Here is an 11,782-nt window from a genome sequence, read left to right as displayed (position 1 = left end):
TGGCGCCGGCGCCGACGAGCAGCTGCAGCGCGTTCAGCGGCGGCGGCTCGGCGGTGCGCCCGAGCGGGGCGAGCGCGACCTGCACCCACGCGTTCAGCGCCAGCGCCCCGAACAGCAGCGCGACCAGCAGGCGGCCGGCCGGCGGGCGCGTCACGCGCGCTCGACGCAGGCGCGCAGCGCCGGCACGGGCCCCACGCGGCTCAGGAACTCCGCCGGCTCGCACGCCAGCACGCGCCACCCCGCCGCGGCGGGAAAGCGCGCGTGGACCTCCTCGGCGTCCACCTGCAGCGGCACGTGCTCGGCGGGGAAGGTCACCGCGAACGCCAGCAGGTAGTAGCGCCCCCCGGGCGCCAGCGCGCGCGCGAGGTCGTCGACGAAGCGGTCGCGCTGCGCGTGGTCGAACAGGTGCAGGAACCCCGAGTCGAGCACGGCGCCGACCGCCGCGCCGAGCGCCGACGGGCGGAGCGCGTCGCCGACCTCGAACGCGAGCCGCCCGGCCGCGTCGCCGGGGAGCGCGGCGGCGCGGGCGCGGGCCTCGTCCACCGCCGCGGCGACGAAGTCGACGCCCAGCACGTCGAGCCCGCGCCGCGCCAGCCAGATCGCGAGGTCGCCCGTCCCGCAGCCGACGTCGAGCGCCGCGCCGGCCGGGGGGTACGCCTCGAGCTGCGCGGCGAGCGCGGGCTGCGCCGCGCCGACGTCCCACGGCGCCGGCTGGCGGTACACGTCGGCGAAGAACGCCTGCGGGTCGGGGCCGAAGCGGCCCCCGCTCGCGCCGCTCCCGCCGCTCCCCTCGCTCGCGCCGCTCACGCGCCCCCCGTCCCGCCGACGCGGCGCGCGGCGCCGAGCGTGGGGAGGGTGACGCCGCCGCCGACCGGGCCGACCCCCCCCTCCCCCGCCCCGCCGACGAGCGCCCAGGTCAGCGTCGCGTCGGGGGGCGCGTCCGGCTCGACGGGGGCGACGCGCAGGCGCAGCGCGTCGGCGTCGGTCGTCGCGGCGATCCGCACGCCGTCGGCCCCCGCGGCGCCCTTGGCCGCGTCGAGCGCGACCAGCAGCGCGTCGAGCACCGCGGCCGGGTCGGCGTAGGCCGGGGGGAGCGCGTCGGCGTTCGGGAGCGCGCACGGGACGTCGCGCAGCATCGGGTGGTGCGCGTGCAGCGCGGCGGCCAGCGCGACCAGGTCGGGGAGGTGGAGCGGCTCCGCCCCGCCCCCCGGCTCGCCGGCGAAGCGGCGGAACTCCTCGAGCAGCGCCTCCAGCCGCTCGGCCTCCCCCTGCAGCATCGCGGTCGCGGCGGCGGCCGCCGGCGCCCCGGGGTCGAGCATCGAGGCCACCGCCGACACCGTCCCGACGCGGTTGCTGAGGGCGTGGACCAGCCCGCGCAGCACCGCGTCGCGCGCCGCGGCCCGCCGCACCCACGGCGCGTCGGGGGCGCGGTCCAGATCCGGGGGGGACCGGTCGATACTCACGACCGGAGGGCCCGAGGAGCGGGCCCGGCGTACGCCCTCACTGCCGCCCCCGTCGTGTTCACCATCATCGGCCTGCTCGTCGTCATCGGAAGCGTCATCGGTGGCTACGTGATGCACCACGGCAAGGTCGGGGTCCTCTGGCAGCCCACCGAGTTCATCATCATCGGGGGCGCCGGCCTGGGCGCCTTCATTGTCGCGAACGGGATCGGCACCCTCAAGGCGTCGTTCGCCGCCACGCTCGGCCTGCTCAAGCCCAACCCGTTCTCCAAGACGGCGTACAGCGAGCTGCTGCAGGTCCTCTACGACATCTTCCAGAAGGCGCGCAAGGACGGGCTGGTCGGCCTCGAGTCGCACATCGAGGAGCCGGAGAAGAGCGACATCTTCACCAAGTACCCGGCGTTCTCGGCCAACCACCACGCGGTGGCGCTGCTCGCCGACACGCTGAAGGTGCTGCTCACCGGCGCGGTCGAGGACCACAACCTCGCCGAGATCCTCGACATCGACCTCGACCAGCAGCACGAGGCGAACATGCACGTCCCGCACGCCATCACCACCGTCGGCGACGCGATGCCCGGCTTCGGGATCGTGGCCGCGGTGCTCGGCGTGATCATCACGATGGGCTCGATCGGCGGCGCCGCCAGCGAGATCGGCGAGAAGGTGGCCGCCGCGCTCGTCGGGACGTTCATCGGCATCCTGCTCGCCTACGGGATCATCGGCCCGATCGCGACGGCCATCCAGGCGCGCGTGAAGGCGGAGCACGCCTACATGTGCTGCATCCGCACGGCGCTGCTGTCGTTCGCCCGCGGCGACGCCCCGATGACGGCGGTCGAGTTCGCGCGCCGCAACATCGACCCGCACGAGCGCCCGACCTTTGCGGAACTCGAACAGCTGACGCGCAAGAAGGCGGCGTAGGGCCGGCTGACGCCCGGGCCGGGCGGGTGCACATTCCCCCGCACCACACCCGGGGGGAGCGATGCGAGGACTGAGGATCGGGACGGCGGCGGCGCTCGCGTGGGCGACCGCCGCCGGCGCGCAGACGGGCGACGGGCGGCCCGGCGCCGCGCTCGCGGTCACGGGCGTGCACGTCGTGCCGATGACCGCCGACACGGTGCTGCGCGACCACACGGTGCTCGTGCGAGACGGGCGCGTGACCGCGGTCGGGCCGTCGGCGGCGGTGCGCGTGCCCGCGGGAACGCGCGTCGTCGACGGGCGGGGGAAGTGGCTCGTCCCCGGGCTCGCCGACATGCACACGCACCTCTTCTCCGACGACGCGACGCCCGACTCGCTGGCCGCCGACGAGCTGGGGGTGATGGTCGCCAACGGCGTCACCACGGCGCGCCTCATGATCGGCACGCCCGAGCACCTCGCGCTCCGCCGCGACGTCGCCGCCGGCCGCGTGCTCGGCCCGCGCCTGCGGGTGGCGAGCCCGCAGCTCACCGGACGCGAGGCCGCCAACGCGCGCGTGGTCACGACGCCCGAGCAGGCGCGCGCCGCGGTCGCCGAGGCGGCGGCGGCCGGCTTCGACTGCGTGAAGCTCACCTCGGGGCTCACGCTCCCGGCGTACGAGGCGATCGTCGACGAGGCGGCGCGCCGGCGCATCCGCGTCGTGGGCCACGTCGAGGACCCGGTGCCGCTCGCCCGCGCGCTGCGGAAGGGGCAGCAGCTCGAGCACCTCGACGGCTACCTCGAGGCGGCGCTCGGGCGCCCCAGCCTCACGCAGGGCGGCGTCTTCCGCCTCGACCGCTGGCCGACGCTCGACGCGCTCGAGGACCGCACGCTCGACTCGCTGGCCGGCGCCACGGCGCGCGCGGGGGCGTGGATCGGGCCGACGCTGGCGGTCTTCAACTCGGCGTTCGGCACCGGGCAGGACTCCGCCGAGGTGCGGGCGCGCCCCGACTTCGTGCTCTGGCCCGCGGCGCCGCGCGCGCTCTACCTGCGCGCGGAGGCGCGCTACTGGACCGCGGCCAACGCCGAGGTGCGCACCGAGGCGCGCCGGCGCCGCTACGTCGCGGCGCGCAACCGGCTGGTGAAGGCGATCGCGGACTCGGGCGGGCGCATCCTCGCCGGCTCCGACACGCCGGAGTGGTTCCACGTGTACGGCTTCGGGCTGCACCGCGAGCTGCAGGCGCTGGTCGCGGCGGGGCTCACGCCCTACCAGGCGCTCGCCGCCGCGACGCGCGCGCCCGCCGAGTACCTCGGCGAGGCGGCGGAGTGGGGGACGATCGCGGCGGGGCGGCGGGCCGACCTGGTGCTGCTCGACGGCGACCCGCGGGCGGACGTGCGCAACACGACGCGGATCGCGGGGGTGGCGGTCGGGGGGCGGTGGCTGCCGCGGGCGGAGCTGGAGGCGATGGTGGCGAAGGCGACGCGGCGAGTCGGGGGTGGGGCGTAGATCGGGGTGGGGCGTAGATCGGGATAGGGCGTAGATCGGGGTACGGCGAACACCGGGGTACTGCGGAAACCGGGGTACGGCGAACCTGCCCGGCCAGAGCCGGTGGGTTCGCGGTACCCCGATTCACGCCTCATCCCGATCCACGCCTCATCCCGATCTACGCCTCACCCCGGTCTTCGCCTCACCCCGCCTCACGCCCTGCGGTCGATGCAGCCGGTGAAGTTCGGGTTCACCAGCTCGTCGGTCGGGATCGGGAGGTTCACGTCGGCGCCGTACTGGCCGCCGCGGTAGAACTGGCCGACCGGGAAGGTGGTCTCGGGCGTGCGGCCGTAGAAGCGCACGAGGCGGCGCAGGTCGCCGAGGCGCTGGCCGCGGCTGAACGTCCAGAACGCCTTCTCGCGGAACAGCAGGTCGAGCGCGGCGTCGCGCGACGCGGGCGTGGCGAGCGCCGGGAGCGCGGCCGGGGTGATCGTCCCGAGCTGCGGCGGGGCGGCCCGCAGCGCGTTCAGGATCGCCAGCATCCCCGGGACGTCGTTCGCCGCCAGCCGCGCCTCGGCCTCGATCAGCCGCGCGTCGAGCCCGTTGGCGACGGGGACGTCGGTGAAGCGGTCGTAGATCGCGGTCGTGCGCGAGTAGATCGAGCCGTCCTGCCCCTTGGTCGTGTCGCGCTGGTTGGCGGACACGGTGTAGGCCACCGGGACGCGCGGGTCGCGCGCCGAGAAGAACGGGATCGCGTTGCGCACGAGCAGGTTGCGCGCGTTCCCCTCGACGCTGTCGCCGACCGTGAAGCGCCGGTTGCTGACCCCCTGCCCCCAGATGTTGTTGGCCTGGCTGGCCAGCGAGAACGACATGTTGTAGCTGAAGCTCGTCGGCACCGCCGTGGCGGAGACCAGCGCCGCGGCGTCGGCGACGCGGTTGAGCCCCAGCAGCGCGCGCGCCTTGGCCACGCGCGCCGCGCGGTTGATCCGCTGCGCGGCCGCGTCGGTGCCGCCGGCCAGCGCGAGCGCGCTGTCGAACGACGCGATCGCCACCGCGAAGACCTCGGCCACCGGGGTCGGCGCGCCGAACACCGGCGCGTCGCCCGCGGCGTCGCTCAGCGGGATCCCGTTGCAGTAGTCGCTGGCCAGCTGCAGCTCGGCGAAGCCGCGCTGCAGGTACATCTCGGCGACCTTCACCGTCTCGGTCGGGCGGAACTCGCGCAGCAGCGCGATCGCCTGGTTGGTGGAGGTGCGCACGCGGGCCAGCGCGCGGAAGTTGCGCGTGAGCACCGTGTTGTCGAGCTGGATCGAGCGCGCGTCCGTCTCGTCGTTCTGGACGTAGGTGGAGCTCGTCGACCACTCGTCGGCGAGCAGGCCGCCCCAGAGGAACGAGCCGACCGTGTCGGCGTTCTGGCCGGCCAGCGCCGCGTTGAAGCGGTAGAAGGTGCCCACGTAGGCCGCCTGCGCCCCCTCGGCCGAGCGGAGGTTGCTCGGCGCGATCAGGTCGGGGTCGACCGCCTCGAGGAGGGTGTCGGTGACCCCGTTGTTGCAGGCGAGGGGGGCCGCGAGGAGCGCCGCGAGCGCCGCGGCGCGCGTGAGGCGTCGGGTCATGTCGGAGGGCATCTCAGAAGCCCACGTTCAGGCGGAGGATGAAGAAGCTCGGGGGCGCGATGGTCTGGAACTCCTGCGGGACGTCGGCGCCGCCGGCCGCCGACTCGCTGGAGAGGTAGTCCGTCTCCGGGTCGGTGCCGCGGTAGTTCGTCCACCGCGCCAGGTTGCGCGCCGTGCCGGTCAGGCTGAGCGTGCGGATGCGGCCGATGCGCTGCGCGAGCGACGTCGGCAGGTTGTACGTCGCGCTGACCTCGCGCAGGCGCAGGAAGGCGCCCGGCTGGAAGAAGCCGTCGAGGGTGCGCGACGGGTGGTCGCGCGTCGCGACGACCATCGCCTGCTCCTCGAGCGAGGCGTCCGGGTTCATCAGCCCGTTGCAGTTGGCGCGGCTGACGCAGCGGATGCGCTCCGTGTTGTTGTAGTACTTGTTGCCGCCGCGGTAGTCCGTCAGCGCCTGCACGCGCAGGCGGCGCGCGAACAGGTCGACGCCCGTGGTCAGCGTCGCCATGTAGCGGGGCTGGCTGTAGCCGCGGAAGATCGCCGAGTCGCCGACGAACACCTCGTTGAGCGCCGGGTCGGCGTTGTACGTCAGGATCCGGTCGCCGTTCTTGTCCTCCCAGCCGGTGATCGGGCGCGCCCACAGCCCGAACAGCGGGTAGCCCGCGACGGCGCGCGAGGTGGTGCCGATCTGCGGCGGCGTGTTGCCGAGCGAGACCAGCTTGTTCTCGTTGATCGAGCCGTTGACCGCCACGTCGAGGCCGAGGGCGCGGCGCTGGACGAGCTGCGCGTTCATCTGCAGCTCCCACCCGGCGTTCTTCACCGACCCGAGGTTCTGGCGCACCGTGGTGGCGGCGCCGAGCGACGGGGCGACGCGGGCGGCGATGAGGGCGTCCTTGGTGATCTTGCTGTAGTACGTCAGGTCGAGCCCGAGGCGGCTGTTGAAGAAGCGCGTCTCGAAGCCCGTCTCGAACTCGGTCGTGCGCTCGGGGCGGAGCTCGTCGTTGCCGATGGCGCTGTAGACGACGCCCGGCAGGTCGGTCCCCTGCACGCTCGGCGTCGCGCCGTCGAAGACGCGCAGCGCGTCGTTCGGGCCCGGCTGCACGCCCGAGGCGCCGAAGGCGGCGCGCAGGCGCAGGCTGCTCATCCACGCCGGCGTCGGGAAGAACTCCTCGTCCGAGAGCAGCCACGACGCGCTCGCCTTCGGGTAGAACACGCGCTGGAAGTCGGTGCCGAACGCGCTGTTCTGGTCCGTGCGCACGGCGGCCGTCAGGAACAGCCGGTCGCGGATGCCGACCGCCTCCTCGACGTAGAGGCCGAGCGTCTTCTGCAGCACCGTGGCCTCGAGCGACGAGGGCTCGGCGGCCTGCCCGGCGGTCTGCGTCCCCGGCGGGAGGTTGCTGCCGCCGGCCTGCCCCTGGTCGAGGCGGTAGTTCACGTACTGCAGCCCCGTCGTCGTGCGGCTGGTCAGCCACGAGCGCGGGGAGAACGACGCGGTCGCCGCCAGGTCGCTGGTCAGGTTCCGGATGTTGGCGCGGCGGTTGAACTTGAAGCCGTTGCGGTAGACCGCCGTGATCGGCGGCCCCTCGCCGCGCAGCAGCAGGTTGTCGTCGACGCGGTCGGTCAGGTCGCTGCCGAAGATCCCGCGCAGCTGCAGCCACGACGTCGGGCGCGCCTGCAGCGACGCCGAGCCGATGAACCGGTCGACGCCCTGCGACGTCTTCTCCTGCCAGCTGTAGCCCGGCGTCCAGAGGCGGTAGCCGCTGAGCGGCGTCCCGAGCCCCGAGACGTTCCCGTTGCCGCGGTACCCCGGCCCGCCGAACAGGTGCGACCCGAGCCCCGCCGTCGCGTTGGACTCGAGCGAGAAGCGCGCGTCGGAGTTCACGTAGCCGACGCTGAGCGCGGCGTCGAGCTTGGGCGTCACCGCCGCGTTGACGTTCAGCCGGAAGCTGTTCTTTCCGAGGCGGTTCGGCCGCTCGGTCCAGTCGTTGAGCGTGGTGTTGGTCGAGTCGAAGCGGCGGCGCTCGAATGCCGGCAGGTCGAGGAGGCCGGTCTCGTCCTCGCGCTCGGCCGACAGGAAGTAGCGCACCGCGTCGCTGCCGCCCGACACCTGGAGCCCCACCTGGCGCCGGTTCCCGGTGCCGATCGGGGTCGCGTCGGGGTCGTGCACGGGGGAGTACGTGCGCACCGAGTCGAGCAGGCACTCGCGCCGCGACACCTGCGGCAGCGTGCACTCGCGGTAGGCGGTCGTGTTGGGCGCGCGGCCGGCGATCGTGTAGTTGGTCGGGTACGTGTTGCGGTCGGTGATCAGCCCGCCCTCGGCGTACGCGTTCCACTGGGCGCGGCCGGCGCGCCCCTTCTTGGTGGTGATGACCACCACGCCGTTGGCGGCGTCGGTGCCGTAGAGCGTCGCCGCCGACGGCCCCTTCACGATCTCGATGTTCTCGATCTCCTCGGGGTTCAGGTCGCCGACGCGGCTGGGGCGGTTGCCGCCGGTGCTGAAGCCCGACGCCTGGTTGCTCGTCATGCGCACGCCGTCGATCACGTAGATCGGGTCGTTCTCCAGCGACAGCGAGTTGATGCCGCGGATGCGCACGCGCGAGCCGGTCCCCGTCTGCGTGCCGCTGGTGACCGACACGCCGGCGGCGCGCGAGTTCAGCAGGTCGGACAGGTTGCTGACCGGCGACGACTCCACGACCTTGGCCGCGTCGACGGTGGCGATGTTGTTCCCGACCTCGACGCGGCGCGTCTCGCCGGTGGCGGTGGTGACGACGGGCGTCAGCACCGCGGTGGCCTGGCGCAGCGCGAAGTCGGCCGTCTCGGTGGCGCCGGCGGCGAGCGTGACGGCGCGCGACTGCTCCGAGAAGCCGACGCGCAGGACGCGCACGGTGACGGCGCGCGCGGGGACGTTGCGCACGGTGTAGCGCCCCTCGGCGTTGGCGAGCCCGCCGAGGTTGGTGCCGACGATCTGGATCTGCGCCGAGGGGACGGGCTGGCCGGAGGCCGCGTCGGTGATCCGGCCGGTGATGGTGCCGACCGCCTGCGCGTGGGCGCGCGCGAGCGGGGCCGCGTGCGCGGCGGCCAGCGCGAGCAGCGCCAGCAGCGGCCTCGTGCCGCGGAGTGTCATGGGGGCGTCCGGGTGTTGGGGTCCGCGCCCCGCGGCGTGCGCGCGGGGCGTCGTGGGTGCGTCTGCGGGTGGGGGGACCCGGGGCGCGCGCGGCCCGGTCACGCCGCGCGGACACCTTTCACATCCGGCGCGCGGCGCGGGAACGCGCGTCAACGCGCGGCCGCGCGGGGCGGGCGACGCGCCGCCACGGCCGGGGCGCGGCTCGTCCCGCCGCACGCGCCGGTCGGCCGCGCGCGGCACGGGTGGTGCGCGGGTCGGCGGGACGAGGCGCGCGCGGTTCGTCCCACCCGTCCGCGCGGCGCCGACACCCTCTGGAGGGCCCCGTGCGTCGTCCGACCGTCTTCCTCGCCCTCGCCGCCGGCGCCGTGAGTGCCGCCGGCTGCGGCCCCCGCCGCGCCGGCCCCGCCGAGCCGCCCGCGGTGATCATCTTCCGCAACCAGTCGCTCGCCGAGGCCGCCGTCTACGCGGTGCCGCGCGGCGGCGTCCAGTCGCGCATCGGCACGGTGCAGTCGGGGCGCACCGACACGCTGATCCTGCGCGGCTCGGCGGCCGGCTCGGGGGGCGCGGTCGCGATCGTCGCCCGCATGCTGGCCGCGCAGGGGGCGCCGACCACCGGGCCGCTGACGCTCCTCGCGGGCGACACGGTCGTGGTCACCCTCCCTCCCGACGGGCGCACGCTGACCGTGCTCCCGACCGGCGGCGCGACGCCGTAGGGCGCGCGGGCCGGGCGGGGCGTGACCCCGGGGGCGGCTCGCTCGTTCCTCGGGTGTCCCCCCCACCGCGTGCCATGTCCGCCCAGAACGGCGCCGCCAAGAAGATCGTCATCGTCCGCAAGAAGAAGGTCGCCGGAGGAGGCCACCACGGAGGGTCGTGGAAGGTCGCCTACGCCGACTTCGTCACGGCGATGATGGCCTTCTTCATGGTGATGTGGATCCTCGGCATGGACGAGAAGGTGAAGCAGGCCATCGAGGGCTACTTCTCCAACCCGGTGGGCTACAAGAAGGGCGCGTCGGCCGGCGCCTCCCCGATCTCGTCGGGCTCCAGCCCGATGAAGGCCGCCGACACGCAGGTGAAGATGATCGTGCGGTCGGCCGAGCAGCGCCGCTTCGGCGAGCTGGCCACGCAGTTGCGGCGCCTCCTCGACGAGAACGCGCAGCTCAAGAAGCTCGGCGCCAAGGTCGACGTCGTCGTCACCAAGGACGGGCTGCGCATCGAGCTGATCGAGAGCGGGTCGGGCGAGGTGTTCTTCCCCGTCGGCTCGTCGCAGATGAAGCCCGCGGCGGTGATCGCGCTGCAGACGATCGCGCCCGAGCTGCGCTCGCTCACCAACCCGGTGGTGCTCGAGGGGCACACCGACGCGGTGCGCTACGGCACGACGGCGAACTACTCGAACTGGGAGCTGAGCGCCGAGCGCGCGAACGCCGCCCGGCGCGTGCTCGAGGCGGGCGGGCTCCCGCCGACGCGCGTCACCGAGGTCCGCGGCCTCGCCGACCGCCAGCCGCGCAATCCCGACCAGCCGACCGCCGCCGAGAACCGGCGCATCTCGATCCTGCTGCCGTACAGCCGGCTGCCGGAGCGGGACACCACGACCGTCGCGCCGGCGGGCGCCAACTAGGAAGACGCTGCGGGCTGCGGGCTGCGGATCGAAACCCGCAGCCCGCAGCCCGCAGCGTCGCCTCCGTTCAGCGCCAGGAGCTCGTCCGCTCTCCGGCCCACGCCAGGGCCTCGGTGTACAGCCCCGAGACCTGCGCCGGCGTCAGCGCCACCGACTCGGCCGCGTCGACGACGGCGGACCAGTCGCCGCGCTCCTGCGCCTCGACGAGGGCGAGCGTGCCGGCGTACGGGCCGCTGCGCGTGAGCAGCGCGTCCTTCACGTCCTGCGCGATCGCCATGCGCTCCAGGATCCCCTGCATCGGCATCCGCAGCAGCGCGTCGAGCAGCGAGAAGAGGCCGACGAGGAAGAGGGGGCCCATCTGCGAGCGGCGGCCGGTGCGCTCCCCCACCAGCTCGGCCAGGCGCGCGCGCACGAGCGCCGCCAGCACCAGCTCGTGCCCGATGCCCGAGTTCGACGCCACCGACGACACCAGCAGCACCGTCAGCCAGCGGTGCAGCACCGCGCGCCCCACCATGCGCAGCGCGAAGCCGATGCTCGTCACGTCGCGCCCGCCGAACGCCGCCGAGTTGGCGATGCGCAGCAGCTTGTAGGAGAGCGACGGGTCGCCCTTGAAGGCGTTCTCGATCTCGGCGTCGCCCGCCTTCTGGTCCTCGAGCAGGTTGAGCAGCCGCACCATCGTCGAGTGCTCGACGCTCAGCTCGCGGTGCGAGACGATCTGCGGGCGGCTGTAGTAGTAGCCCTGGAAGAGCGTGTAGCCGTGGCGGCGGCACATGTCGCGCACCTCGGCCGTCTCCACCCGCTCGGCGAGCAGCCGCACGCCGTACTTGCGCAGGTCGTCGGCGGCGCGCTTCACCTCCGCCTCCGACTTGTTCAGCACGTCGAGCTTGATGATCTGCGCCAGCCGGATCAGCGGCTCGTAGCCGGGCGCGTTCACGAAGTCGTCGAGCGCCAGCGTGTAGCCGCGGCGGCGCAGCTCCGTGCAGGCCGCGATGACCTCGGGCTCCGGCTCCACCGACTCCAGCAGCTCGATGACGACCGACTTCGGCTCGAAGAGCTGGTACTGCCCCGAGAGCAGGAAGTCGCGCGTCATGTTCACGAACGCCAGCGTGCCGCCGGTGAGCGGCGACAGCCCGATGCTGAGCAGCGCGTGGATGACCGTGTCGGTGCACATCTGGTCGGCCGACACGCCGTTGGCGAAGTTCTGCGTCGTGCCGCTGCGGTAGAGCAGCTCGTACGCGAACAGCCGGTCGCGCTCGTCGAAGATGGGCTGCCGGGCGACGAAGACGTCGTGGATCCCCGCCGGGTCCGCCGCGGGCGCGGTCGCGACCGCGGTCGGGGCCGAGGCCGGCGCCGGGGCCGCCGCGAGCGCCGCGGGCGCCTTCGGGGCGGACGAGGAGAAGCGGGAGAACAGGCTCATGTGGGCGGCAGGGGGTATGGGTGGGACGACCGACGCATGGGAAGGGCACGGTCGCGGCCGCCCGGGGTAGGAGCGCCTGCCCCCTCGCGCCGCCCGCACCCGCCCCCGCCATGCGCCCGCCCCGCCCCGCCCCCTTCCCCCTGCTCCTCCTCGCCGCCGCCTGCGGGGGGACCGCCGACGCGCCC

At 74.4% G+C, this 11,782-nt stretch carries 9 protein-coding genes; 4 read left to right on the top strand and 5 right to left on the bottom strand.

Going from position 1 to position 11,782, the window contains the following annotated elements; genetic code table 11:
• Positions 1 to 150: 150 nt before the first annotated feature.
• A complete protein-coding gene (locus PYV61_RS12425; RefSeq protein WP_275831929.1) occupies positions 151 to 807 on the bottom strand; it encodes a class I SAM-dependent methyltransferase in 657 nt (218 codons plus the stop codon).
• Entirely contained in the window at positions 804 to 1,463 is a 660-nt protein-coding gene (locus PYV61_RS12420) for a hypothetical protein (protein ID WP_275831927.1), read from the bottom strand. The genes PYV61_RS12425 and PYV61_RS12420 overlap by 4 nt, the downstream gene beginning before the upstream one ends.
• A gap of 54 nt (positions 1,464 to 1,517) precedes the next feature.
• Between PYV61_RS12420 and motA the strand changes: the two genes are divergently transcribed.
• Positions 1,518 to 2,375 carry a flagellar motor stator protein MotA gene (motA, locus tag PYV61_RS12415; RefSeq protein WP_275831925.1) on the top strand — a complete coding sequence of 286 codons (858 nt, stop codon included), beginning with the start codon at positions 1,518 to 1,520 and terminating at the stop codon, positions 2,373 to 2,375.
• Positions 2,376 to 2,436: 61 nt separating this feature from the next.
• Complete coding sequence (locus PYV61_RS12410; protein ID WP_275831923.1) at positions 2,437 to 3,855, top strand: amidohydrolase family protein; 1,419 nt, start codon at positions 2,437 to 2,439, stop codon at positions 3,853 to 3,855.
• Between the two features lie 191 nt (positions 3,856 to 4,046).
• Here the strand turns inward: PYV61_RS12410 and PYV61_RS12405 are convergent, their stop codons facing one another.
• Both PYV61_RS12405 and PYV61_RS12400 read right to left on the bottom strand, forming a co-directional pair.
• Positions 4,047 to 5,444, bottom strand: a complete 1,398-nt coding sequence (locus PYV61_RS12405) for a hypothetical protein (protein WP_275831921.1) — start codon at positions 5,442 to 5,444, stop codon at positions 4,047 to 4,049.
• 13 nt (positions 5,445 to 5,457) lie between these two features.
• The gene (locus tag PYV61_RS12400; protein WP_275831919.1) at positions 5,458 to 8,565 is read right to left on the bottom strand and encodes a SusC/RagA family TonB-linked outer membrane protein; all 3,108 of its coding nucleotides are present in this window, start codon (positions 8,563 to 8,565) and stop codon (positions 5,458 to 5,460) included.
• Between the two features lie 323 nt (positions 8,566 to 8,888).
• Here PYV61_RS12400 and PYV61_RS12395 point away from each other — a divergent pair, with 323 nt between their 5' ends.
• On the top strand, positions 8,889 to 9,278 hold the full coding sequence (locus tag PYV61_RS12395; RefSeq protein WP_275831917.1) for a hypothetical protein: 390 nt from the start codon (positions 8,889 to 8,891) through the stop codon (positions 9,276 to 9,278).
• Between the two features lie 74 nt (positions 9,279 to 9,352).
• Entirely contained in the window at positions 9,353 to 10,180 is an 828-nt protein-coding gene (locus PYV61_RS12390) for a flagellar motor protein MotB (RefSeq protein ID WP_275831915.1), read from the top strand.
• Positions 10,181 to 10,247: 67 nt separating this feature from the next.
• Here the strand turns inward: PYV61_RS12390 and PYV61_RS12385 are convergent, their stop codons facing one another.
• Positions 10,248 to 11,597, bottom strand: coding sequence for an EAL domain-containing protein (locus tag PYV61_RS12385; RefSeq protein WP_275831913.1), 1,350 nt, complete (start codon positions 11,595 to 11,597; stop codon positions 10,248 to 10,250).
• Positions 11,598 to 11,782: the final 185 nt, after the last annotated feature.

It is taken from the genome of Roseisolibacter sp. H3M3-2 (assembly GCF_029211165.1).
Taxonomy (GTDB): Bacteria; Gemmatimonadota; Gemmatimonadetes; order Gemmatimonadales; family Gemmatimonadaceae; genus Roseisolibacter.
This window is presented reverse-complemented; position numbering and strand designations above follow the sequence as displayed.

What these genes read in the sequence shown, in the direction of transcription:
- PYV61_RS12410 (WP_275831923.1), top strand. Translation starts at nt 2,437, where the DNA reads ATGCGAGGACTGAGGATCGGGACGGCGGCGGCGCTCGCGTGGGCGACC.
- PYV61_RS12405 (WP_275831921.1), bottom strand. Translation starts at nt 5,444, where the DNA reads ATGACCCGACGCCTCACGCGCGCCGCGGCGCTCGCGGCGCTCCTCGCG.
- PYV61_RS12400 (WP_275831919.1), bottom strand. Translation starts at nt 8,565, where the DNA reads ATGACACTCCGCGGCACGAGGCCGCTGCTGGCGCTGCTCGCGCTGGCC.
- PYV61_RS12390 (WP_275831915.1), top strand. Translation starts at nt 9,353, where the DNA reads ATGTCCGCCCAGAACGGCGCCGCCAAGAAGATCGTCATCGTCCGCAAG.
- PYV61_RS12385 (WP_275831913.1), bottom strand. Translation starts at nt 11,597, where the DNA reads ATGAGCCTGTTCTCCCGCTTCTCCTCGTCCGCCCCGAAGGCGCCCGCG.